The 20,964-nt window shown below is 61.0% G+C and carries 27 protein-coding genes and 2 tRNA genes; 13 read left to right on the forward strand and 16 right to left on the reverse strand.

What is annotated here, in order from left to right; translation table 11 throughout:
• Positions 1 to 35: 35 nt before the first annotated feature.
• Complete coding sequence (locus JO965_RS21090; RefSeq protein ID WP_203440956.1) at positions 36 to 203, reverse strand: hypothetical protein; 168 nt, start codon at positions 201 to 203, stop codon at positions 36 to 38.
• A gap of 95 nt (positions 204 to 298) precedes the next feature.
• Positions 299 to 643, reverse strand: a complete 345-nt coding sequence (locus tag JO965_RS21095) for a helix-turn-helix transcriptional regulator (RefSeq protein ID WP_246776639.1) — start codon at positions 641 to 643, stop codon at positions 299 to 301.
• A 166-nt stretch (positions 644 to 809) separates the two neighbouring features.
• Between JO965_RS21095 and JO965_RS21100 the strand changes: the two genes are divergently transcribed.
• Entirely contained in the window at positions 810 to 1,067 is a 258-nt protein-coding gene (locus tag JO965_RS21100) for a hypothetical protein (protein WP_203440957.1), read from the forward strand.
• A 1,189-nt stretch (positions 1,068 to 2,256) separates the two neighbouring features.
• Positions 2,257 to 2,928: a metallophosphoesterase family protein gene (locus tag JO965_RS21105; protein WP_203440958.1), complete on the forward strand. Its 672-nt coding sequence runs from the start codon at positions 2,257 to 2,259 to the stop codon at positions 2,926 to 2,928.
• Positions 2,929 to 3,026: 98 nt separating this feature from the next.
• Here JO965_RS21105 and JO965_RS21110 read toward each other — a convergent pair whose 3' ends face one another.
• From JO965_RS21110 to JO965_RS21120, 3 genes are all read right to left on the reverse strand, one after another.
• On the reverse strand, positions 3,027 to 3,248 hold the full coding sequence (locus JO965_RS21110) for a hypothetical protein (protein WP_203440959.1): 222 nt from the start codon (positions 3,246 to 3,248) through the stop codon (positions 3,027 to 3,029).
• Positions 3,245 to 3,694 (reverse strand): DUF5681 domain-containing protein, encoded by a 450-nt coding sequence (locus JO965_RS21115; RefSeq protein ID WP_246776640.1) that lies wholly within the window; start codon positions 3,692 to 3,694, stop codon positions 3,245 to 3,247. The genes JO965_RS21110 and JO965_RS21115 overlap by 4 nt, the downstream gene beginning before the upstream one ends.
• A gap of 78 nt (positions 3,695 to 3,772) precedes the next feature.
• Positions 3,773 to 3,976: a hypothetical protein gene (locus JO965_RS21120; protein WP_203440960.1), complete on the reverse strand. Its 204-nt coding sequence runs from the start codon at positions 3,974 to 3,976 to the stop codon at positions 3,773 to 3,775.
• Positions 3,977 to 4,134: 158 nt separating this feature from the next.
• Here JO965_RS21120 and JO965_RS21125 point away from each other — a divergent pair, with 158 nt between their 5' ends.
• The 5 genes from JO965_RS21125 (at position 4,135) to JO965_RS21145 (ending at position 6,728) form a co-directional block, all read left to right on the forward strand.
• Entirely contained in the window at positions 4,135 to 4,548 is a 414-nt protein-coding gene (locus JO965_RS21125; protein ID WP_203440961.1) for a hypothetical protein, read from the forward strand.
• The gene (locus JO965_RS21130; RefSeq protein WP_203440962.1) at positions 4,545 to 4,796 is read left to right on the forward strand and encodes a hypothetical protein; all 252 of its coding nucleotides are present in this window, start codon (positions 4,545 to 4,547) and stop codon (positions 4,794 to 4,796) included. The genes JO965_RS21125 and JO965_RS21130 overlap by 4 nt, the downstream gene beginning before the upstream one ends.
• Before the next feature lie 83 nt (positions 4,797 to 4,879).
• Positions 4,880 to 5,056, forward strand: coding sequence for a hypothetical protein (locus JO965_RS21135; RefSeq protein WP_203440963.1), 177 nt, complete (start codon positions 4,880 to 4,882; stop codon positions 5,054 to 5,056).
• 251 nt (positions 5,057 to 5,307) lie between these two features.
• Positions 5,308 to 5,688 carry a very short patch repair endonuclease gene (locus JO965_RS21140; protein WP_246776641.1) on the forward strand — a complete coding sequence of 127 codons (381 nt, stop codon included), beginning with the start codon at positions 5,308 to 5,310 and terminating at the stop codon, positions 5,686 to 5,688.
• Positions 5,685 to 6,728 (forward strand): DNA cytosine methyltransferase, encoded by a 1,044-nt coding sequence (locus JO965_RS21145; protein ID WP_246776642.1) that lies wholly within the window; start codon positions 5,685 to 5,687, stop codon positions 6,726 to 6,728. The genes JO965_RS21140 and JO965_RS21145 overlap by 4 nt, the downstream gene beginning before the upstream one ends.
• Here the strand turns inward: JO965_RS21145 and JO965_RS21150 are convergent.
• The 6 genes from JO965_RS21150 to JO965_RS21175 form a co-directional block, all read right to left on the reverse strand.
• Positions 6,695 to 7,387: an MAE_28990/MAE_18760 family HEPN-like nuclease gene (locus JO965_RS21150; protein WP_203440965.1), complete on the reverse strand. Its 693-nt coding sequence runs from the start codon at positions 7,385 to 7,387 to the stop codon at positions 6,695 to 6,697. The genes JO965_RS21145 and JO965_RS21150 overlap by 34 nt on opposite strands.
• Positions 7,384 to 8,490, reverse strand: a complete 1,107-nt coding sequence (locus JO965_RS21155) for a DUF262 domain-containing protein (RefSeq protein ID WP_203440966.1) — start codon at positions 8,488 to 8,490, stop codon at positions 7,384 to 7,386. Before JO965_RS21155 ends, JO965_RS21150 begins: the two co-directional genes overlap by 4 nt.
• Before the next feature lie 269 nt (positions 8,491 to 8,759).
• Positions 8,760 to 8,836: transfer RNA gene (locus JO965_RS21160), tRNA-His, on the reverse strand.
• 122 nt (positions 8,837 to 8,958) lie between these two features.
• A complete protein-coding gene (locus tag JO965_RS21165) occupies positions 8,959 to 9,933 on the reverse strand; it encodes a tripartite tricarboxylate transporter substrate-binding protein (RefSeq protein ID WP_203440967.1) in 975 nt (324 codons plus the stop codon).
• Between the two features lie 59 nt (positions 9,934 to 9,992).
• Positions 9,993 to 11,495 (reverse strand): tripartite tricarboxylate transporter permease, encoded by a 1,503-nt coding sequence (locus JO965_RS21170; RefSeq protein ID WP_203440968.1) that lies wholly within the window; start codon positions 11,493 to 11,495, stop codon positions 9,993 to 9,995.
• Positions 11,495 to 12,163, reverse strand: a complete 669-nt coding sequence (locus JO965_RS21175; RefSeq protein WP_203440969.1) for a tripartite tricarboxylate transporter TctB family protein — start codon at positions 12,161 to 12,163, stop codon at positions 11,495 to 11,497. The genes JO965_RS21170 and JO965_RS21175 overlap by 1 nt, the downstream gene beginning before the upstream one ends.
• Positions 12,164 to 12,598: 435 nt before the next feature.
• Between JO965_RS21175 and JO965_RS21180 the strand changes: the two genes are divergently transcribed.
• From JO965_RS21180 to JO965_RS21190, 3 genes are all read left to right on the forward strand, one after another.
• Entirely contained in the window at positions 12,599 to 13,267 is a 669-nt protein-coding gene (locus JO965_RS21180) for a TerC family protein (RefSeq protein WP_203440970.1), read from the forward strand.
• Between the two features lie 80 nt (positions 13,268 to 13,347).
• On the forward strand, positions 13,348 to 14,049 hold the full coding sequence (locus tag JO965_RS21185; RefSeq protein WP_203440971.1) for an AzlC family ABC transporter permease: 702 nt from the start codon (positions 13,348 to 13,350) through the stop codon (positions 14,047 to 14,049).
• A complete protein-coding gene (locus JO965_RS21190) occupies positions 14,046 to 14,369 on the forward strand; it encodes an AzlD family protein (RefSeq protein WP_203440972.1) in 324 nt (107 codons plus the stop codon). The genes JO965_RS21185 and JO965_RS21190 overlap by 4 nt, the downstream gene beginning before the upstream one ends.
• Here JO965_RS21190 and JO965_RS21195 read toward each other — a convergent pair.
• The 5 genes from JO965_RS21195 to murA form a co-directional block, all read right to left on the reverse strand.
• Positions 14,334 to 14,765, reverse strand: coding sequence for a low molecular weight phosphatase family protein (locus JO965_RS21195; RefSeq protein WP_246776916.1), 432 nt, complete (start codon positions 14,763 to 14,765; stop codon positions 14,334 to 14,336). The genes JO965_RS21190 and JO965_RS21195 overlap by 36 nt on opposite strands.
• Positions 14,766 to 14,819: 54 nt before the next feature.
• On the reverse strand, positions 14,820 to 15,305 hold the full coding sequence (locus JO965_RS21200; protein WP_203440974.1) for a UPF0262 family protein: 486 nt from the start codon (positions 15,303 to 15,305) through the stop codon (positions 14,820 to 14,822).
• Between the two features lie 131 nt (positions 15,306 to 15,436).
• Complete coding sequence (hisD, locus tag JO965_RS21205; protein ID WP_203440975.1) at positions 15,437 to 16,729, reverse strand: histidinol dehydrogenase; 1,293 nt, start codon at positions 16,727 to 16,729, stop codon at positions 15,437 to 15,439.
• Positions 16,729 to 17,169 carry a DUF2948 family protein gene (locus JO965_RS21210; protein ID WP_203440976.1) on the reverse strand — a complete coding sequence of 147 codons (441 nt, stop codon included), beginning with the start codon at positions 17,167 to 17,169 and terminating at the stop codon, positions 16,729 to 16,731. Before JO965_RS21210 ends, hisD begins: the two co-directional genes overlap by 1 nt.
• Before the next feature lie 140 nt (positions 17,170 to 17,309).
• Complete coding sequence (gene murA, locus JO965_RS21215; RefSeq protein ID WP_203440977.1) at positions 17,310 to 18,599, reverse strand: UDP-N-acetylglucosamine 1-carboxyvinyltransferase; 1,290 nt, start codon at positions 18,597 to 18,599, stop codon at positions 17,310 to 17,312.
• A gap of 384 nt (positions 18,600 to 18,983) precedes the next feature.
• On the opposite strand from murA, the gene hemA reads away from it, so the two are divergent.
• The 3 genes from hemA (at position 18,984) to JO965_RS21230 (ending at position 20,831) form a co-directional block, all read left to right on the forward strand.
• Positions 18,984 to 20,210, forward strand: coding sequence for a 5-aminolevulinate synthase (gene hemA, locus JO965_RS21220; RefSeq protein WP_203444295.1), 1,227 nt, complete (start codon positions 18,984 to 18,986; stop codon positions 20,208 to 20,210).
• Between the two features lie 64 nt (positions 20,211 to 20,274).
• Positions 20,275 to 20,349 (forward strand) — tRNA-Thr (locus JO965_RS21225).
• A 215-nt stretch (positions 20,350 to 20,564) separates the two neighbouring features.
• Complete coding sequence (locus tag JO965_RS21230; protein WP_203440978.1) at positions 20,565 to 20,831, forward strand: hypothetical protein; 267 nt, start codon at positions 20,565 to 20,567, stop codon at positions 20,829 to 20,831.
• Positions 20,832 to 20,964 lie beyond the last annotated feature (133 nt).

Genomic DNA, 20,964 nt, shown 5'->3' on the forward strand with positions numbered 1-20,964 from the left:
ATAACCTTCAGGCTGGAACGGGGAGCAGCCGGCGCTCAGGGGTGGCCGAGGAGTAGATAGGTCACCACGGCGAGGATCACGACATTCAGGACGACGACCAGGAGCAGCGTGATCTGGACTTTCCGGTCATGCTGGGCCAGGCGGGCGTTGATCGCCTCCAGCTTCTGGTGCTTGGCGAGCTCGTCGCGTTCGATAGGCTTCACGGTTCTCCTCCGGGTGAACCCAGCCATACCAGCGGCATGTAGGAAAAGAAACATCGGCCAGATGGCCTATGGTGCCGCAGCAGCGCACGTCAAACCTACCGCGCCATTTCGCATAAGCCGCGATGGCTGCTGCGCCAGGCCGACGGGGTCTGGCCCGACCAGCGCCGAAAGGCGCGGCTGAAGGCGCCGTGCTCGGAGTAGTTCAGGACCTCAGCGATCTGGCTGAACGACAAGTTCGTCTTGGTGAGCAGCGTGCAGGCGATCTCGCAGCGGACCTCGTTGGCCACCTGCCGGAACGTGCGGCCTTCGGCTTTCAGATGCCGGTGCAGGGTTCGGCGGGACACCGAGTAGAGGCTGGCGACCATGGCAGCCGTACAGGGATCCCGGATGAGTTCGACCCGAAGCATGCGCCGCATCTCGTCGGTGAACGACTGTTCCATTGCATCAGTCTAGTCTGGTCAAGGCACCGCGCTTGATCGGTTGTGTCAATCTCTTGACAGTTTCGGCCGCCGCTAATCCGCCCGAATTTCGCATAACCGGCAGTATGGAACGGACAACAGGGCGCGAGGCGTTAACGGACGTTGTTCTCAAGCGCCGGAGTCCCTAATGCCTCGCTTTTTCTTCGACATCCATGATGACGAGGAGTTCACGCCCGACCGTGAAGGGCTGGACCTGGACGGCCTGGAAGCGGCCAAGGCTGAGGCCAAGAAGGCCCTGCCCGACATTGTGAAGGAAGAAATGCCGGTCGGGAGCCGGCGCGACTTTACCGTCGACGTCAAGGACGCGGCCGGACAGATCGTCTGGCGGGTTACGCTGTCGCTGGTCGTGGAAAGCCCATCCCAAGGCTCTACCGCGAACACCTAGCAGCAGGCTGCGAATTTCGCATAAGCCTCAGTATGGAACCGGTGCACGTCGCCTCGTCGCGAGGCTGAACTCCTTTCTCAGGTGCGGCTCCACAAGAATAAAGACTTTCGCCGGTGTGACACAGTTCACAGTCCCCGTCTGCAGGGTGGTTCAGAGTCCAATCATCACCAACGGAGAAGGCTGATGATCAAGGCATACGGAATCGCACTTGCTGGGTTCTTGCTCGCTGGGCTCGGGCCTGCGTTCGCGGAGATTGGCCCTCGAGAGAGACAATGCATGGTGGGGGAGCAGCGTATCAACGGCGGGTGCCGGGCCTTATCGGAAGGCGCTAGCACGCGATCAGGAGATCAAGGTAGAACCGGTAATCGAGGTGATGCCGGCCGATAATGGGCCATCCCCCAGCGCACGGGTTGGCAGCCGACCGGCAGTCGGCAATCTGGCGACTGAGGGTTGCAAGACCAGCGCGGCCCTCTTTCATTGGGGCTTCCGCTCGCTAGCGAGCGCGCGAAAACCGGTCGCGCAATTTCGCATAATCGCTAGTATGGAACCTGTTTTGAAGTCTTCGCGAAGACTTCATGTGGACCTATGGAACGCCGCGCCGACTATGCAGTAAAAGTGGCTCCGAAGGTGCCGTCGGGCCAGCGGGTATACTGAAAACAACTTGCCGCCGCGCCAGCCCAAATTCGCCGCATTCAAGCCTGAGGATCCGGCCTGTTGCCGGAAGTTCCGCCCGGCAACTTTCTCTCCCTCGGAGACCACGCTCCCTCCCAGATCCCCCACTGGCGAGGGAGCGTTTTCGTATGGACAGAAGAAAGGCCCCCTTAGCTAGGATGGTACGCGGGTAAGGAGGCCGGGTCCAGGAGCCGGAAGGCCGGAGTTCAGGGAACAGCCTTCATAGCCACAACGCATCTGGCCCGGACGTGTTTCAGCGTGGCTAAGGGGAGAGGCTGGGAATTCCCAGCCTCTCCGCGCCTCGCCTAACAGCTCAATCAGGACCGCTACCGTCAGACCAAGAAACTATAGCCGAGTGCAGATCGCATCGCCCTTGGTCATATCTCACCAGATCCTGCTTTTATCTCTGAAGTTCTGTCGGCAACTGGCTACTCCATTCTGTGCGTTAGCAGGTGGATACATTGAGGCCTGGTATCATCAGCAGGGCTTGGGCTGGCATGGGATGGAAGATGGCGGCATGAGCGGGAGATTGACCTATGCCATCGGCGACGTGCATGGGCGCCTCGATCTCCTGATCGATTTGCTTTCTCAGATCATCACTCATGCGAGCGGGCGCTCTTGCAAGCTCGTGTTCCTGGGCGATTACATCGATCGCGGGCCCGACAGCGCCGGTGTCGTCGCGTTGGTGCGTCGGCTTCAGCAGCGGTGGCCAGGGAGCATCATCTGCCTCAAGGGCAATCATGAAGCCATGCTCCTCGAGGCCGTGGCGGAACCTGCCGCCACCTCTTGGTGGCTCGGCAACGGTGGGGACGCGACTTTGGCGTCCTTTGGCGTCTCGCATCCTAGAGACATTCCGGCTGACGTACTCTTCTGGATGGCTGGTCTTGCGACCCTGTATGAGGATGAACACCGCTACTTCGTCCATGCCGGTCTTCAGCCTGGTCTCAGCCTCTCCGAACAAGACGATCAGACAAAGCTTTGGATCAGAGACGAGTTTCTGTCGGTCGACTACGACTTCGGCAAGCATGTGGTTCATGGCCATACGCCGAGTGAGACCGGCAGCCCAGAGGTGCGCCCCTACCGGTCCAATCTCGATACGGGTGCCGTGTTTGGTGGCCCGCTGACAGCGGGCGTGTTCACAGACGAGCGTGGGCCTGCCGTTGAGTTTCTGAAGAGCCAAGCACAATAGTCAGGCTTCCCCGCTTCCAATGTCGGCTTTGGAACCGGCTTGGATGCAGACCATGAAGCGCGATGGCGATTGCCAGCAGGCCGATCCAGTCGACAGCATCATGCCGCCTCGGGCTCTTCCGGCTTGCGGCCGATGATCCGCACGACCGGTATCGGGCGGTCTCCCCAGCAATCGAGAGCACCCGATGCGTACAAGGCCTCCATCTGCCGATCAGCGTCTGCTGTGTCAGTCGCGCGGATGACGGGGTAATACAGCTTCTCGTCACTGGCAGCCGCCGCCTGCTCCAGGCGATGGGTCCGGGTCTTCAGGGTTCGGTTCATTTCAGTCTCTCCGCTTCGAGGCTTTCCAGCCGTTCCAGAATGTCAGTAGCCTCGACGGCTCGGATGAACCGGTCCACGAGCCGGGATAGATCCTCTGCCTCGGAGGGTGTGAGGTCGCCGGATGCAACGGCTTCGACGAGGGCAGCGGATGCCTTCACCGCATCGGCGGGCGTCTCCAGTTTCGGCAGGGCAAACATCACGGGCCGATCCTTCCGGGGCGGCATGATCCGGTCCATCACCAGCCGCATCGCCGTCGTGTCGCCGTCCAACGCCATCTCGACGGCCTTGCGCGTCAGGGCTTCGGCCTCGCCATCGAGAAGAGCCTCCAACGCGAGTGTTGCCTTGTTGCGGGAGCCTTTAGGGCGCCCAGGATTGCCAGGCTCGAACAGTCGCCCGCCCCTCGTTTTCGTCTCGTTTTTACGAGTATCGGGCGCGTTCTCTGTCATGGCTGCCCCCGCTTCGGTTCTCCATTCGTTCTAAGAATCATCCGTCCTGTCTTCTCCGTCTACCGGCCAAAAGGCTGCTTAGGGCTTCTTCTTCCGTCGTGGCTTGGGCTGATCCGCTGCTCCGAAGCCGTTCGTTTCGAGCGCCTGATCGAGCAACGTCCGGATAGCTTCCGCCTCAGTATTGATCTGCTTCGCGAATCGGAAGGCGCGGACACGCTCCCTTAGATCAGGCGGCATGCTCAGGATGATCCGCTGTGGTGCCATCACCTTTTCTTTGGCCATTGTCGCCTTCTCTCTCATTTACCACGACACATCAGTGATATCAAATTCATCGTTGAGATCTCGTTAACTAGGGAGCAGCCTCAGGGTATCACGATATCAGTGATATCTCAGATGCCGCCTCTCGATACTGCGTTCCCATACCCGCTGACGAACAGGAGATGATCCATAGCTCGAAGCACATCTCGCCCCACGATCCGCCAGTCACCCAGGAAATCAGCCCAGCCGTACCCGACGCTGCGCTGCTGCGGCTGATGGACGAGCACACCAAAGCACAGGCTCGCGTCAAGGCGGCCGAAATCGCCTTGGAGGCCAAGCCCGCGAGGCTGTCGGAGGCCAAATTCGATCGGTTGTGCTGGAAGGTGTCCGACATTGAGGATGCCATTCTCGCGCAGCCCTCCAGCACACCGGAGGGACTTCGGATGAAGACGCGGATCGCGTCCCGCTACCTGCAGGCTCCGGAGGATTGGGGCGGGCGGACCTACGATGTCTTCGGTCGCTTCGTCGAGAGCATTCTGTGCCAGACGTCTTCAGGCCGCAGCGGCACGCTCCCTGATCAGAGGGCAACACCATGACCGAGAACAAAGACTACCTGACCAAGAACGCTGCCTTGCTGATGCTCGACACCGGCATCGAGATCGACACCGACGAGGATGGCCTCATCGTGATCGACGGCACGATGAAGTACATGCCTACGGAGATGGTCGACGTCTTCCGGCTTAACCCGTCCTACGCGCGGCTGATGGCCGAGGCGCTACTGGAGAATGCCAGCCTTGCCGAGGGCGGGAACCTGCTCCGCCTGCCGTCGAAAGGCAGGGCCTGATGCGCGCCCGGAGGCAAAGGTTCCGCGTGTCGTGCTGCGCAGCCACCTAGCCTTAAGCCGCGTGCGATGGAGAGGAAGAATCGATGAAGCATAGGTCTCGAGACATGGCCCGCCGCCGTCAGGCTGCCTACCGCAAGGGACGGCGCGACCTCGCGGGCGACATCCTGGCCCTTTTGCGCGAGGGCAGGCCCGATGCCGTCCAGGAGCGGCTGCGGACAGAGATCAAGCAGGAGGGCGATGTTGTGTCCGAGAGAACATGAAGCGAAGGCCGAACGTCGGCCTAGACTTACTCGACCTAAATGGGCACGGCCTCCACACGCGCCGTTGCTAGGCAGGTGAGGAGGCTTGCAGTTCGCATCTGGAGACTGGGGCAGTTAGCTTCCAGTAACGAGCCGGGAGGTGTTAGCGGCGTTCGAACCCAGTCATAGAACACCTGACTCTGCAGTCGTCTCCGTGCTAATCATTCATCGCGATGGTAGACCGCTTAAGCCAAGAAGAGCGAAGCGCGTTGATGCGAAAAGTCGGCCGGGCGAATACTAAGCCCGAGCTAGCGGTTCGCCGCGCCTTACACGCCCATGGGTATCGTTTTCGATTACATCGAAAGGACTTGCCTGGCACGCCGGATGTCGTCTTACCCCGGTATCGCCTTGCAATCTTCGTACACGGATGCTTCTGGCATGGCCATCACGGGTGCTCCAAGGCGCGACTACCGACGTCTCGAAATGGGTGGTGGGCTGAGAAGATCGAGCGTAATCGCGTACGGGATAAGAGAGACGAGGAAGCTCTGGAAAAGCTTGGTTGGACAGTCCTGACTATATGGGAGTGCGAAATCAAACGGGGTATCATCCCTATCCTAGAGAAACATCTCCCTTCGAACCAGGACGCCTCGTGAGCAAAATCCAAGCAGTTGATCTTTTCTGCGGTGCGGGCGGGCTCTCGTATGGCCTAAAGAAGGCTGGCATCGAGATCCGCGCCGGGATTGACCTCGATCCTGCTTGCTGTTTTCCCTTTGAGAGAAACATCAAGGCCTCGTTCATCGAAGAGGATGTGGGCAGCCTTGATGGTAATACCGTCCAAGAATTGTTCGATGACGAGGGTATTAGAGTTCTGGCCGGCTGCGCCCCGTGCCAACCGTTCTCGCGATATACAACCGGCAAAGGCACCGGTGATGAGCGCTGGCAGTTGCTTCTGGATTTTCTCCGAATTGTCGACGAGATACGTCCGGAGATCGTAACACTGGAAAATGTGCCAGGCTTGAGTAGGTTGGCTCTATGGAAGCATTTCGTCTCAAGTTTGGAAACAAGTGGGTACCATGTTGTCTGGGACGTGTTGAACACTGCACATTACGGCGTTCCGCAGAACCGAAATAGGCTCGTGCTAATGGCATCGCGCCTAGGAAAAATCGAGATGCCTAAGCGGCATTCTGGTCGATCGCGGACGGTTTGGTCGTGCATTGGCAACCTTCCTCCTGTTAGTGCCGGGAGTTCTAACGATGATGATCCCCTCCATCGGTCACGCGCTCTAACCCCCATCAACGTTGCGCGGATCAAAGCTTCTCGACCGGCAGGTACTTGGCGAGAATGGCCCGAGGAGATGAGAGTTGCTTGCCACCAGAGTGAGCGTGGACGTACTTATCCGTCTGTGTATGGCCGGATGTCCTGGAGCCAACCTTCACCTACTATCACGACCCAATTCTATGGCTTCGGGAATGGTCGCTTTGGCCATCCTGAGCAAGACCGCGCTCTAACGCTCCGCGAAGGCGCGATGTTGCAATCGTTTCCGAAAACCTTTGAGTTTGTGCCGAGAGGTCAATCGGTGAGCTTCCGAGAGATTGGACGGCTTATTGGCAATGCTGTCCCTCCGGCACTCGGGAGAGCAATTGGTCAGGCAATCATCCGTCATGTCATCGCGGCTTCTTCCGCTTCAGCCTGATCAATATCGACATTCTTATAGGCGCTATCGTCAAGATATTTCGCGACGTTCAGTAGGATACCTTCAACATAAGACATTGTTCTATAACCAATGCCTATTAGGTCTCTTGCGGTGAAGTCTCGCCCGACCTCGTCGTATGTCTTGTCCCCATGAGCTAGATCATTCCGATTGGTTTTCACCACAAGAAGGTCTTTGCCATTATGTGTTTTACGATTGTCAGTGTCGATCGAGAAGCCATATGTGGCGGCAATTTCGCGAATGCGCTTTGCGTCAACGTTTCCTGAGAAGTGATACTCGACATCTAAAGAAGCGGTTACAAACTCAACAGGGACATCGATCATCTTGTCATGAACATCTGGATTGCCGTTTCGCATGAACCCTTTGACAATCTCGCGCCTTAGCCCGGGGGTCAAATCGCTGAATGCGACCCGCTCTGCTGCCATGACATCATGGATCCCTTCGAGGGCACCGCGCGCAGAGGCCTCAACCAGATTGTATAAGATCAAAAAGGTCCCTGCTCGGAGAACGTGAAGCCGCTCCGTCTCAATCTTCCGACCTTGACCGGACTTCGCCTCTCGTTCAGTTCGGGAAACGACAGCAAGATACCTTTTGACCTGCAGCTTCCGTCGGCTGAAGTCGTCCAAGAATAAGTAGGTCATGCTGTAAGAAGCCTATCCCGGACAAACTTGATGCGGCTGAGCACGCGATTGCGGTTGTTTGCAGCATCAGATGTGGTTTCCTTGCGGAAGGTATCGCCGTTAATCCAATTCGGAATTTGGGAAACCCCAGGTGGGTTTGGATTCTCACGCAGGGCAAGGGCTGAGCCAACACCGATTGCCTCGAACCGCACCCGAGGAGTTGTCCTCGCGTTCGGACTTTTCGTGAAACCCGAAGGATAGTTTTGACGAACGAACTCCAGCATATTCGACCACTCGCGGCGCAACCGAGTCTCAGAAGCGCCACCAGTCCCCTCGGCCTCGAGCTGTGCATTCATGCGCGACGTATAGTCGTCGACGAAATCAGAGACGACCTTTCCAGCTTCTGTCCTGCCAAAATCCTCAAATTCATCCAGGTATGCAAAAAACCGAGCGACAAGCTCTTCACGTTCGAATCGCTTCTCTGCTGGTCCCGAGACCGGGGCTAGTAGTCGAAATAAGTTGTCCTGGGCCAAGTCCTTGACCAAAGCCACAAATGGCCCAGGGAGCCGCCCACGACGCGACTCCATATCGTTGAGGCGGACTGATCCCGTATTGATCCTATCGAACATGTCCCGGCGAGTTTCCTCGTCAGCACGTTCGGTCAGTTCGATCATGCGCAGAGTGATGCGGTTGAAACGCCTTTGACGAGACGGGGGTAGATCTCGGTATGTAAATCCGTTCAACGCCGTCAGCTTCTCCAATCCCCGCAATTCGAGACTATTGAGTAGAAAGCTGGCGAGAGTTCTCAGCCGCTGAGTCCCATCTATGATTTCAAGGCGCCCGGATAATGTTTCGTCTTCGTTGCCAGCGTCCGCAGCAAAGATATAAGGTATTGGAAGGCCGATGAGCAACGATTCGATAAATTTTGATTGTCTTGAGTCATCCCAAATGAGATCACGCTGGTACTCTGGCACGAATATTTCATTGGTATTATCGTCAAGTCCCGTTAAATACTTTCCGACGACAACCTCTACTGGGTACTCGCGTACTGTATAATCTACATCTTGCTGTAGAGCGCGGATTTGTTTCTCAGCACTCTCAATTTCGTCGATACTCTTTGTCACCGCGGCTCTCCAATCCTAACAATGTGTTAGGAAGCTTCAATGTCACATGATCCGATTCTGCCGCTAGTGCCAAGCCTGATCATGCAGCTCGTATATCGGCGTCTGTAAGGCTGCAGAGGGCCATAAAACCTTAATCGTCGGAGATATAGATGAGAACCACAGGCTGTGGGTTCGGCAGGCAGCGACACACCCTGCTTCCCATATGCTTCCCAGTCGCGTTTTCTGGGAAGCAGGCTTTGAACCTACGATGCCGAAGTGCTTGATTTGAATGGTACAGCCGCCCCGGCTCGAACGGGGGACCCCCAGATCCACAATCTGGTGCTCTAACCAACTGAGCTACGGCTGCACGTGAGGCAGGGTGTAATCGTCCGGGCGAGCAATTTCAAGTCCTGTTCGAGATCCCAAGGCTCGAAATGAAAACGGCGGGCTTGAGGGCCCGCCGTCTCGAATGGTCAAGCTTTGAAAAGCTTATTCAGCCGTGGCGCCGGCGGCCTTGAGGACCGGGGTCCAGCGGGCCACCTCGCTCTCAACGAGCTTCTGGAGGGCCTCCGGGGTCTTTTCGGCCGCGGTCGGGATCACGCCGCCGAGATCGAGGAGGCGCTTCTTGGTGTTCTCGTCGTCGAGGGACTTGATGAGCGCGTCGCTGAGCTTCTTGACCACGTCCGGCGGGGTGCCCTTGGGTGCGAAGACCGCGTTCCAGGCGCTGACCTCATAGCCGTCGAGGCCGGCTTCCTTGGTGGTCGGCACATTCGGCAGGACCGGGGAGCGCTCGGGCGTCGCGATGGCGAAGGCCTTGATATTGTTGCCCTGGATCTGCGGCGCCACGTTGACGATCTGGTCGGTCATGAAATCGACCGTGTTGCCCATGAGGTCGTTCAGGGCTGGGCCCGTGCCGCGATAGGCGACCATGGTCGGCTTCACCTTGACCACGGAGTTGAAGAAGATGCCCGTCGAGTGGGAAACGGAGCCCACACCCGCATGGGCCATGTTCACCTTCTCGCCATTGGTCTTCAGGTAGTCGAGGAAGCCTTTCAGGTCATTGGCCGGAAAGTCCTTCCTGGCCACGATCACGATCGGCGTGCCGGCGGCGAGACCGATGGGGGCAAAGTCCTTGGTCGGGTCGTATTTGAGGTTCGGGTAGAGGGCCGGCGCGGCGCCGTGAGTGCCCATGTGACCCATCATGATGGTGTAGCCATCGGGCTGCGATTGCGCCGCACGGGTGATGCCTGTGGTGCCGCCGGCGCCCGCCACGTTCTCGATCACGATCTGCTGGCCGAGGGTGCGGCTCATGTGGTCGGTGACGATGCGGGCGATCACATCCGTCGGGCCGCCGGCCGCGAAGGGCACGATCATGGTGATCGGGCGGGTGGGGTAGCCTTGGGCCTGCGCGCCCGTTGCAGCCAAGCCGGCGACAGCGGCAAGGGCCAATGCAACTTTCTTCATCAGTTTCCTCCCTGGAAAGTAATGGCCTTACATGTGGGCAAGGCCGTATCGAAGGCAAGCTACTCCGTGAACACCTCGTCCCTTCCCTTGCGGATGGAGGGCAGCAGGGCGATCACAAGTAGGATAGCGGCGACCGCAAGCAGGCCGGCGCTGATCGGACGCTCGATGAAGGTCTCCAGCGAGCCGCGCGAGATGATGAGCGCACGGCGCAGATTCTCCTCCATCAGCTTGCCGAGCACGAAGCCGAGCAGCATCGGGGCGGGCTCGAAGCCGAACTTGATCAGCACGTAGCCCACGAAGCCGAATAGGCCGATGAACATCACGTCGGTGGGCAGCGAGTTGATCGAGTAGATGCCGATGCAGCAGAACATCAGGATTGCCGGGAACATCAGCCGGTATGGCACCTTGAGCAGCCGCACCCACATGCCGACGAGCGGCAGATTGATGACGAGCAGCATCAGGTTGCCGACCCACATCGAGGCGATCATGCCCCAGAACAGGGTCGGGTTCTTGGTCATCACCTGCGGCCCGGGAATGATGCCGTGGATGGTCATGGCGCCGACCATCAGGGCCATCACGGCATTCGGCGGAATGCCGAGCGTCAGCAGCGGAATGAACGAAGTCTGGGCGCCGGCATTGTTGGCCGATTCCGGTCCGGCCACGCCTTCGATGGCGCCGCGGCCGAAGCGGCGCGGATCCTTGGCGAGCTTCTTCTCTAGCGTATAGGCCGCGAACGGCCCAAGCACCGCGCCGTTGCCGGGCAGAATGCCGAGGATAGCGCCGATGAAAGTGCCGCGCAGCACCGGCTTGTAGGCCTGCTTGAAGTCTTCCTTATTCGGCAGCAGGCGGCCGATGGCCTGGCGCACCACGTCGCGATGCTCGGTGTGGTCGAGGTTGCGCATGATCTCGGCGATGCCGAAGATGCCCATGGCGAGCACGGCGAAATCGATGCCGTCCGCCAGGAACGGCAGGCCGAAGGTCATGCGCTCCTCGCCGGTCTCAAGGTCGGTGCCGACGGTGGAGAGCAGCACGCCGACCAGAATCATGGCGATGGCCTTCAGGATCGAGCCGCGGGCCAGCACCACCGCAAACACCAGGCCCATGACCATGAGCGAGAAGTACTCGGTCGGGCCGAAGATCAACGCGAGGCCGGTGAGCGGGGCGCCGAGCGCCGCGATGACCAGGGTCGCCACCGTGCCGGCGAAGAACGAGCCGATGGCGGCAATGCCGAGCGCCACGCCGGCGCGGCCCTGGCGGGCCATCTGGTGGCCGTCGAGAGCGGTGACCACGGAGGTGGCTTCGCCGGGAATGTTGACCAGGATCGCCGTGGTCGAGCCGCCATACTGGGCGCCGTAATAGATGCCGGCCAGCATGATCAGCGCGCCGACCGGATCGAGCCCGAAGGTAATCGGCAGCAGCATGGCGATGGTGGCGATGGGGCCGACGCCGGGCAGCACGCCGATCAGGGTGCCGACGAGGCAGCCCAGGAAAGCGAGGCCTAGGTTCTGGAGTGACAGCGCGACGCCGAAGCCAAGGCTGAGATTGGAGACGAGATCGCCCATCAGATCCTCCCGTTATGGCCGGCCACATCGACCGAAGCTTGGCGCCGGCGGCGCGTGGCAACGAACACGACAACGGCCGCTGCAGCCATGATCGCGGCGGTGGCCCGCAGCACCGCCTTCTGCGACCAGTCGGCGGGAAAGAGTCCTGTCAGCGCCTGCGGGAAGACGGGAATCGGCAGGTTCAGCAGGTCGCCGAACAACACCATGCAGAAGGGGGTCAGGCTGAGCGCCAGGATGAGGAGATCGCGCAGCCGTGCCTCAGGCGTGGCGAAGCCGCCAAGAATGATGGCGAGCGGACCGGCGACCAGCAAACCGAGACCGGGAATGACCAGCGATCCGAAGGAATAGCCGCGAATGGTGAGGGCAAAGGCCAGGATGGCGCCGATGACGAAGACCGGCCCGCGCAGGCTCCAGCGCTCGAGGAGATCGCCGTCCTTGAGGAAAGCGGTGACAACCAGTGCCAGACCCGACAGCCCGACCCCGATGGCGAGCCAGCGTGGCAGCATGGCAGGCCCCATGGCGTTGAGTGTGCCCTGGTCGAGATCCCGCGTCAGCCAGAGCGCGAGAGCCGCAAGCGCAATCAGAAGCAGGCCACCCGCCAAGCTTTGCGGGGCACGCACCGGGCCGCGGTGCCGCGGAGGCTCGGAGCCTTCGTGAAGAACAGACATGGACGACCTCCCGGCGAGCGCATCCCGCGCCCAAGGTTGTTGAGACCGATATGGCCCAAGGCTGCGGCCTGGATCAAGCTTCCGTTTTCTTGAAGCGAAGGCTTCTCAACAGAACCTCTTCGAATGAAGAGGCGAAGGAGGGCCGTCTATTAAACTATAGGACAGTGGCATGAGCCGCGTGGGAGATCACTTGATCCTCTGCCGCATCTTGTCTAGATGGACCTCTGTAGCCAGGCCGGGCCCCTCTGGTCGCTCATAAATATGAGCGGCGATGTCGGACTGGATGAAAACCAGGGCGGCCTGGGTTCGTTCAAAAAGACGGTTTTGCCTGCATTTCGGCTCCCGGTCCGAGGAATTCCGGACCAGGCCGGTGCCAGATGCGTCTTTTTGAGCGTTTCGCATGCGCTGCCCCAACCCGACAGTATGAGGCACCGCATGTTTGAACTTTCGCAGTTTTTCGGACCCGAGGTCGTCGCCTTCCTGATGGTCGTCGGCATCGACCTCGCGCTTGCCGGCGACAATGCCATCGTCATCGGCCTGGCCGCCGCCGGCCTTCCCAAAGAACAGCGCAACAAGGCGATCCTGCTCGGCGTTCTCGCCGCCACGGTCCTGCGTATCATTTTCGCGCTGATCACGACCCAGCTTCTCCAGATCGTGGGCCTTCTCCTCGCCGGTGGCATCCTGCTGCTGTGGGTCTGCTGGAAGATGTGGCGCGAGCTGCGCACGACCCATGAACAGGAAGAAGCGGCTGAAGAAGCTCTTGAGGGCAAAGACCTCGATAACGACGGGATCATTGCCGGCGGCGTGCCGCGCAAGACCTTCTCGCAGGCCGCCTGGCAGATCATCATCGCCGACGTGTCGATGTCGCTCGACAACGTGCTCGCGGTCGCGGGCGCAGCACGCGAGCATCCCTACATTCTCGCCTTCGGCCTGCTTCTGTCGATTGCCCTCATGGGTGTTGCGGCCTCGTATATCGCCCGCCTGCTCCAGCGCTACCGCTGGATCGCCTATGTGGGCTTGGCGATCATCCTCTACGTGTCGCTCAAGATGATCTACGAGGGCTTCCTCGAGATTTATCCGATGGTCAACAGCACCGTCGGTTAACAACCGTACGTCTGTTCACCGACGCATCACTAATCTCCAATTGACGGCGGAGATGTGGGAAGGCAGAGAGCGTGTCGCTCATGTCCCCCGCTCTCCGCCCTCATTTTTCCACTGCAGGTCTTCGGCACGGTGCTCGCGCCGCCCTGCCGGCCTTTCCCGGCTTCATCATGTTTGCCGTGGCCTTCGGCACGGCGGCGGCCCAGAAGGGCCTGTCGCTTGGTGAAACCTTAGGTCTCTCCGCCTTTGTCTATGCCGGCGCCTCCCAGATGGTGGGGCTCGAAATCTGGCAGCAGGTCTGGACGCCTTCGACGATCCTCACGATCATGACCGTCACGGCCGTCGTGAATGCGCGTATGATCCTTTTGGGCGCGACCCTTCAGCCCTGGCTCAAGGATGAGCCGCTCGCCCGCACTGCCCTCAATCTTTTCCTCATCACCGAAGCAGGTTGGCTTGTCAGCACCCGCTACCACAGCGAAGGCGGGCGCGATGTCGGCGTGCTCTTAGGCTGCGGAATCACTCTCTGGCTGGTCTGGCTCATCGCCACGCTCACCGGCTTCTTCGCAGGCGCCCTTGTGCCGGGGCCGAGGCGCTTCGGCCTCGATCTCGTCATGCCGATCTTCTTCGGCGTCATGCTCGTGCCTTTGTGGAAGGGCGCGAAACCTGCCCTGCCCTGGCTCGTGGCGGGTCTCGTGTCGCTCATCGTTCACGCCCTCGTACCTGGCTATGTCTTCATCATCGCCGGAGCGCTCGCCGGCGTCGCGGCCGGGATGCTGATCGAATGAATACGCTCGGCACTATTATCGCGAGCCCATGGGGGTCCGTTCTCGCCATCGCGGCCATGACTTTGGTGACGTTCCTGTGCCGCATCGCCGGCGTCGTGGTCATGAGCCGGGTGCGCCTCACACCGCGCATCGAGCGGGGCCTTCGTGCCCTCCCCGGTTCCATCATCCTGGCGACGATCCTGCCGGTGGTGATCGACAACGGATGGCCTGCGATCATTGCCCTGACGGCAGCCATCGTGGCCATGGCCGTGACGCGGATCGACATCGTCGGCCTGCTTGCGGGACTAGGCACCCTCTCCATGATCCGGGCTCTTCTGTGAGCCCTGCTTGAGCCGCAGGCGAATGCGGTACATCAGGCCGTCACGGATGTTGCGATAGGCATCGAGCACCTGCTCGCGCGAGCCCTGCGTGATCGTCGGATCCGGGGTCGGCCAGTATTCGACCTCGGCGGCGATGGTCCGGGTCAGCTCCAGCGCTGCGTGATGCGCCTCCGGCGAGAGGGAGATGATGAGGTCGAAATTGAGCCCCTCCCATTCCTCCAATTCCTGGAGCGTGCGCGGCTTGTGCTTGGAGCCGTCGATACCGGCCTCGGACAGGATCGATGCCGTGAAGGCGTCCGCGTCGCTTTTACGAACGCCGGCTGACTGCACATAGATCGACTTGCCGAAGTAATGCCGCGCAATGGCTTCGGCCATCGCGGAGCGCACCGCGTTCATGGCGCAGACGAACAGAACCGAATGGATCCGTTTCGAGCGGGGCTCGTCCAAGCGTCAGCCCTTCCAGTGAAGCGCAAAGATCAACGTGAAGATGCGGCGTGCCGTATCGAAATCGAGGATCAGCTTGTCCTCCAGGCGTTTCATCAGGAGTTCGGCCGCTTCGTTGTGCAAGCCTCGCCGCCCCATATCGATGGCTTCGATCTGCGCCGGCGAGGCCGAGCGGATGGCCTGATAATAGCTGTCGCAGATCATTTCGTAGTCGCGGATGGCCTTGCGGAACGGCGTCAGCGACAGGTGATGCGAGACGAGATGTGCGCCATCCTGGGCCGTGACCTCGAAACAGAGCTTCTTCTCGATGAGAGAGATGCGCAACGCATAGGGACCACCGTCGTAATTCGGCAGGGCGAAGGTGTTTTCTTCGAGGATGTCGTAGATGGCGATGGCCCGCTCATGCTCCTGATCGGGATTGCCGCGGCCGATAGAGGCCTCGTCGAGCGTGACGGCAACCAGCCGGGTCCGCCCCTTCGCTTCGCTCGCCATCCCCCCTCCGATCGGCTTGAGCATCGGACCCAAAAGTGGATTTGCACTTTTGGGGGCCCATCCGATGCTCCTGCTCCTGATGAGCACATCGTTGAGCGCGAAAAACCGGAACCACTTTTCCGCACGATGCGCTAGAGGTTCAGGCGGATCGCGACCGACCTCGCATGCCCCTCCAGTCCTTCCGAGCGCCCGAGCGTGATCGCTGCGGGGCCGAGCGCACGCAAAGCGTCCGCATCGCATTTCAGGATCGAGGTTCGTTTCATGAAGTCAAGCACACCAAGTCCGGACGAGAAGCGGGCGGAACGGGCCGTGGGCAGCACATGGTTCGGACCACCCACATAGTCGCCGATAGCCTCCGGGGTGTGGCTGCCGAGGAAGATCGAGCCTGCATTGCGCACCTTGGAGGCAAGCTCTTCAGCGTTCTCCGTCTCGATCTCGAGATGCTCGGGCGCAAGCCGGTCCACGAGGGGAATGGCGTTCTCAAGGCGATCGATCAGGATGATGGCGCCGTAATCGTGCCAGCTCGCGCCGGCGATCTCTGCCTTGGGCAGGGTCTCGAGCTGACGCTCGACCGCCTTTTCCACAGCATTGGCGAGAGCAGGACTGTCCGTCACCAGGATCGACTGCGCGGCCGGATCGTGCTCGGCCTGGGCCAGAAGATCGGCGGCGATCCAGTCCGGATTGCCATGGGCATCCGCAAGGATCAGCACCTCGGAGGGGCCGGCGATCATGTCGATGCCGACCTGGCCGAAGACACGGCGCTTGGCGGCCGCCACATAGGCATTGCCGGGACCGACGATCTTGGCGACCGGCCGCACGGATGCGGTGCCGTAGGCGAGCGCCGCCACCGCCTGAGCACCGCCGATGCGGAAAACCTCGTCGACGCCGGCAAGGCGCGCCGCCGCCAGGACGAGCGGATTCGTCTCACCCTTCGGAGTCGGCACCACCATGGCGATGCGCGGAACGCCTGCGACCTTCGCCGGGACAGCATTCATCAGGACGGAAGAAGGATAGCTCGCCCGGCCTCCGGGCACATAGAGGCCGACGGATTCGAGCGCGGTCCAGCGCCAGCCCAGCGTGACCCCGAGCGGATCCGTGGTCATGGAATCCTGCGGGCGCTGCGCCCGGTGGTAGGTCTCGATACGCTCCTTCGCCAGCGCGAGGGCCTCCAGTGCCTCCTTCGAGCACTGGGCCTCGGCGGCGTCGATCTCGGCATCCGAAATGCGCAGGGTCTCGGGCTGGAGCGCCAGCCCGTCGAAGCGATAGGTGAAATCGATCAGGGCTTCGTCGCCACGCACCACCACATCCTCGATGATGGCGCGCACCGCCTGGTCCACATCCTCCGACACCTCGCGCTTGGCGGCAAGCAGCGCGGCGAAGGCCAACGGGAAGGAAGCTTCCCGCGCGTCGAGCCTCTGCACCATTACGGGCGCCCCACCGATTGAAGCTGATCCTCGTGCGAGGGGCGGCTTTCGGCGGCCCAGACCGGGCCGGTATCCTTCATCTGCATTTCGATGCACTCCAGGTCCACCTGGATGGCGCCACCTTCGGCAAAGATCAAGGTGGCCGTGCCCGACGGGGCGCTGGTCTCCTCGAAGGCGATGGCGAGAAGGTTAAGAACCGCGTCCTTGTTGGTCTGGTCGATGCCGCGGACGCGCACGCCCGTGACGTTCTCGAAATGCATACAGGTCAGCCGGCGCTGAGGCGTTGCCGCCTCCCAATCGAAGCGACGGGTCTGTATGGCGAAACGCCGTTCCCGGGGCAGATAGGCGATATCGCCTACCTGCAGCAGCGAATCCTGTAAGTGAGCGGAGATGACGGCAAGATCTTCCGGATCGAAAGCGACAAGTTTCAGGAGGTCCATGGGGCCACCAACCTATTGTTGAACTTTAAGGTTTAGGTAGAGAGCCCCCTGCCCCGGCGCAACCTCTCCGCCGCAGCCTTGACGCGTCATGGCCCGGAAAGGAAAGGGGCCGGCTTTGATGCCGGCCCCATTTTGCTCTTTTAACCCCTCAGGCGCTCGATCTGAGCGCCGCAGCGGGCGAGCTTGGCTTCGAGCGCCTCGAAGCCACGATCCAGGTGGTAGACCCGGTTGATCGTGGTCTCGCCTTCGGCCACGAGGCCTGCGATGACTAGAGACACGGAAGCGCGAAGGTCCGTCGCCATGACCGGCGCGCCTTTGAGAACCGACACACCGTCCACGTAGGCGCTGTCGCCGTCGAGGCGGATCTGGGCGCCGAGCCGGGCGAGCTCCTGCACGTGCATGAAGCGGTTCTCGAAAATCGTCTCGCGGATGCGCGACGTGCCGCTCGCCCGGGTCATGAGAGCCATGAACTGGGCCTGCAGATCGGTCGGGAAGCCCGGGAAGGGATCGGTGGTCACATCGACCGGCTGGATGCCATTGCCGTTGCGCCGGATGCGGATCCCGCCATGGGTCGAGGACACCTCTGTCCCCGCTTGGCCCAGCACATCGAGAGCGGCCTGGAGATATTCCGGACGAGTGTTGTCCAGGACGAGGTCGCCCCCGGTCATGGCCACCGCCATGGCATAGGTGCCGGTCTCGATCCGGTCGGGCATGACGTCGTGGGAGGCGCCGCCCAGGCTAGACACACCTTCGACGACGATCTCAGAGGTGCCGGCACCTTGGATCTTGGCGCCCATCTTGATGAGGCATTCGGCCAGATCCACGACCTCCGGCTCGCGGGCGGCATTGCGGATCACAGTGGCTCCCTGAGCAAGCGTCGCTGCCATCAGGGCCACATGGGTGCCGCCGACGGTCACCTTCGGGAAGTCGATCTCCGCTCCGACCAGACCCTTCGGCGCGGTTGCCACCACATAGCCGCCTTCGATCTCGATGGCTGCACCCAGCTTGGCGAGTGCCATGATGAGGAGGTCCACCGGCCGGGTGCCGATGGCACAGCCGCCGGGCATGGAGACCTTGGCGTGGCCGAACCGGGCCACCAGGGGAGCAATGACCCAGAAGCTCGCCCGCATGGTCGAGACCAGCTCGTAGGGAGCCGTGGTGTCGATGATGTTCTTTCCCGTCAGGCGGATCGTCTGCCCCGTCTCGGACGATTGGCCGGGCCGGCGTCCGGCGATCGAGTGATCGACGCCGAAATTGCTCATGATCCGCAGGAGGGAGGAGATGTCGGCGAGCCTCGGCACATTGCCGAGCTCCAGGGTCTCTTCCGTCAGCAGGCTGGCGATCATGAGAGGCAGGGCCGCATTCTTGGCGCCTGAAATCGGAATCAAGCCATTGAGCTGTGCGCCGCCCGTGATGCGAATGCGATCCATCGAATTCCCCTTGCAATCCTTTTTAGCGAGCTATGCGCTATGCGCGCCTTGAGCGTTCCAGGCTAGTCGGACGGCTTGTCGCGCTTGTCGGAAACACTCAAGCTTCCGGCTTCGGCTTCCGACGTCTTCACAGCCTGCCGACCGCGAGCTTGAGCCTTGCGACGCTTAAGATTCTCTTTCAAGGCCGCCTTCAGCCGATCAGCTTTCTCTTGCGATTTCACGTCAGTCATGGTTCACGCGACCCATCGTCGCCTTTATCAAATAGAGGCTTCGCAAGCGGCTCTCAACCGCAATATCACGGCTCAGGACTTTGACCCGGATCAATGTGATCTGGCATAATAGGTTCAGTATCCCCGGGCATTGCTTTGCCCACCCGGTGAGATGATGGATTACCAAAACTTCTTCACGTCAGCCCTCGAGCGCCTGCAGGCCGAGCGGCGCTACCGCGTTTTTGCCGATATCGAGCGGCTCGCTGGCCGCTATCCCCAGGCGATCTGGCATGCCCCGGACGGCCCGCGCCCGATCACCGTCTGGTGCTCCAACGACTATCTCGGCATGGGCCAGAACCGGGACGTCACCCGCGCCATGGTCGAGGCCGCCTGGCGCCTCGGCACCGGCGCCGGCGGCACCCGCAACATCTCCGGCAACAGCAATCCCATCGTGACGCTCGAGGCCGAGCTCGCCGACCTGCACGGCAAAGAGGCGGCGCTGGTCTTCACCTCGGGCTATGTCTCGAACCAGACCGGCATCGCGACGCTGGCCAAGCTGATCCCGAACTGCCTGATCCTGTCGGATGCGCTCAACCACAACTCGATGATCGAGGGCGTGCGCCAGTCCGGCTGCGACAAGGCGATCTTCCGCCACAACGATCTCGAACATCTGGAGGAGTTGCTCCAGGCCGCCGGCGAGAGGCCGAAGCTGATCGTGTTCGAGAGCGTCTATTCCATGGATGGCGATATCGCGCCCATCCGCCAGATCTGCGATCTGGCCGAGCGCTATGGTGCCATGACCTATATCGACGAGGTCCATGCGGTCGGCATGTATGGCCCGCGCGGCGCTGGGCTGGCGGAACGCCTCGGGGTCATGCACCGGATCGATGTGATCGAGGGCACTTTGGGCAAGGCGTTCGGCGTCATGGGCGGCTATCTGACCGGCACCCGGGCCGTGATGGATGCCATCCGCAGCTTCGCGCCCGGCTTCATCTTCACCACCGCCCTGCCCCCGGCCGTCGCCGCGGCCGCCACCGCCTCGATCCGGCACCTCAAGGAATCCTCCGCCGAGCGTCAGCAGCAGCAGCGCCAGGTGGCCCGCACCAAGGCGGTCCTGACCGGCGTCGGCCTGCCCGTCATGGACACCGTCACGCATATCGTGCCGGTGGTGGTCGGCGACGCGGAAGCCTGCAAGGCGGCCTCGGACCGGCTGCTGAACAAGCACGGCATCTACATCCAGCCGATCAACTATCCCACCGTGCCCCGCGGCACCGAGCGGCTGCGCATCACTCCAGGACCGTTCCATTCGAACGCCCATATCGACGCCCTGGCCGCCGCCCTGGTGGAGGTCTGGACCGCGCTTCGTCTCCCCCTGGAGCCGAAAGTCCAGGCAGCTGAATAAAGATCATTTTCAAGCTTGCATGGAGGGCTGCCCTGTGGCAGTAAGCGGCCCTCCCCGTTGGCGCGCTGCCGTAGCTCAGTGGTAGAGCACTCCCTTGGTAAGGGAGAGGTCGAGAGTTCGATCCTCTCTGGCAGCACCAGCCAAACGCCTGACGCGCGGCGGTTCTAATCTCGATCCGGACCGGTCGCTTTCCGGAAAGTATTGGCGTCACTCCCCGACAGCTGAACCTGTCCAAAAGTGCAGTTTCTTTCAGACTGCAGCTTTGCCATACTTGTGACCTAGGAACACTTGTCACTTGAGGCAGGTATTCCGTCCAAAATGACCGGGGAAAACTCCGGCATAAGGGGGGACATCATGAAGGATGCGGCCACGGCGCCCGAGATCGCGGATCCCTATGCGACGCTCGAACAAATTCTCAAGGTGATCGGCAGGACGTGGCTGAGCGAGGAATGGCGGCTTGAAGACGTTCGCCTTCTGGCCCAGGAGGCGATCGCAACGCGCGATATAGGAGTGAGTGGGGAAAGCGGCAGAACCGCAGTCTCATCTCTCCAGACGCAAATCCGCTTCAAAGCGAGTATCCGCCAAGTTCCCGCCAAACGGAGCGGGCGTCTTTCCTCATAGGGACAGAAAAACCTGTCGCAGAAAGTCCTGGCACGAGTTGCCCCGGGACCGGCAGGCAAGAAATGCTGCCATGCGGCATGTTGTCGGGCAAGGTAATATTCAAGCAGATCCGCTTTTAGTCCTCTCGAAAATC

The sequence above is a fragment of the Microvirga sp. VF16 genome, from assembly GCF_016864375.1.
GTDB lineage: Bacteria > Pseudomonadota > Alphaproteobacteria > Rhizobiales > Beijerinckiaceae > Microvirga.

What these genes read in the sequence shown, in the direction of transcription:
- JO965_RS21095 (WP_246776639.1), bottom strand. Translation starts at nt 643, where the DNA reads ATGGAACAGTCGTTCACCGACGAGATGCGGCGCATGCTTCGGGTCGAA.
- JO965_RS21100 (WP_203440957.1), top strand. Translation starts at nt 810, where the DNA reads ATGCCTCGCTTTTTCTTCGACATCCATGATGACGAGGAGTTCACGCCC.
- JO965_RS21105 (WP_203440958.1), top strand. Translation starts at nt 2,257, where the DNA reads ATGAGCGGGAGATTGACCTATGCCATCGGCGACGTGCATGGGCGCCTC.
- JO965_RS21110 (WP_203440959.1), bottom strand. Translation starts at nt 3,248, where the DNA reads ATGAACCGAACCCTGAAGACCCGGACCCATCGCCTGGAGCAGGCGGCG.
- JO965_RS21115 (WP_246776640.1), bottom strand. Translation starts at nt 3,694, where the DNA reads ATGACAGAGAACGCGCCCGATACTCGTAAAAACGAGACGAAAACGAGG.
- JO965_RS21120 (WP_203440960.1), bottom strand. Translation starts at nt 3,976, where the DNA reads ATGGCCAAAGAAAAGGTGATGGCACCACAGCGGATCATCCTGAGCATG.
- JO965_RS21125 (WP_203440961.1), top strand. Translation starts at nt 4,135, where the DNA reads ATGATCCATAGCTCGAAGCACATCTCGCCCCACGATCCGCCAGTCACC.
- JO965_RS21130 (WP_203440962.1), top strand. Translation starts at nt 4,545, where the DNA reads ATGACCGAGAACAAAGACTACCTGACCAAGAACGCTGCCTTGCTGATG.
- JO965_RS21135 (WP_203440963.1), top strand. Translation starts at nt 4,880, where the DNA reads ATGAAGCATAGGTCTCGAGACATGGCCCGCCGCCGTCAGGCTGCCTAC.
- JO965_RS21140 (WP_246776641.1), top strand. Translation starts at nt 5,308, where the DNA reads ATGCGAAAAGTCGGCCGGGCGAATACTAAGCCCGAGCTAGCGGTTCGC.
- JO965_RS21150 (WP_203440965.1), bottom strand. Translation starts at nt 7,387, where the DNA reads ATGACCTACTTATTCTTGGACGACTTCAGCCGACGGAAGCTGCAGGTC.
- JO965_RS21165 (WP_203440967.1), bottom strand. Translation starts at nt 9,933, where the DNA reads ATGAAGAAAGTTGCATTGGCCCTTGCCGCTGTCGCCGGCTTGGCTGCA.
- JO965_RS21170 (WP_203440968.1), bottom strand. Translation starts at nt 11,495, where the DNA reads ATGGGCGATCTCGTCTCCAATCTCAGCCTTGGCTTCGGCGTCGCGCTG.
- JO965_RS21175 (WP_203440969.1), bottom strand. Translation starts at nt 12,163, where the DNA reads ATGTCTGTTCTTCACGAAGGCTCCGAGCCTCCGCGGCACCGCGGCCCG.
- JO965_RS21180 (WP_203440970.1), top strand. Translation starts at nt 12,599, where the DNA reads ATGTTTGAACTTTCGCAGTTTTTCGGACCCGAGGTCGTCGCCTTCCTG.
- JO965_RS21185 (WP_203440971.1), top strand. Translation starts at nt 13,348, where the DNA reads ATGTCCCCCGCTCTCCGCCCTCATTTTTCCACTGCAGGTCTTCGGCAC.
- JO965_RS21190 (WP_203440972.1), top strand. Translation starts at nt 14,046, where the DNA reads ATGAATACGCTCGGCACTATTATCGCGAGCCCATGGGGGTCCGTTCTC.
- JO965_RS21195 (WP_246776916.1), bottom strand. Translation starts at nt 14,765, where the DNA reads ATGAACGCGGTGCGCTCCGCGATGGCCGAAGCCATTGCGCGGCATTAC.
- JO965_RS21200 (WP_203440974.1), bottom strand. Translation starts at nt 15,305, where the DNA reads ATGGCGAGCGAAGCGAAGGGGCGGACCCGGCTGGTTGCCGTCACGCTC.
- hisD (WP_203440975.1), bottom strand. Translation starts at nt 16,729, where the DNA reads ATGGTGCAGAGGCTCGACGCGCGGGAAGCTTCCTTCCCGTTGGCCTTC.
- JO965_RS21210 (WP_203440976.1), bottom strand. Translation starts at nt 17,169, where the DNA reads ATGGACCTCCTGAAACTTGTCGCTTTCGATCCGGAAGATCTTGCCGTC.
- murA (WP_203440977.1), bottom strand. Translation starts at nt 18,599, where the DNA reads ATGGATCGCATTCGCATCACGGGCGGCGCACAGCTCAATGGCTTGATT.
- hemA (WP_203444295.1), top strand. Translation starts at nt 18,984, where the DNA reads ATGGATTACCAAAACTTCTTCACGTCAGCCCTCGAGCGCCTGCAGGCC.
- JO965_RS21230 (WP_203440978.1), top strand. Translation starts at nt 20,565, where the DNA reads ATGAAGGATGCGGCCACGGCGCCCGAGATCGCGGATCCCTATGCGACG.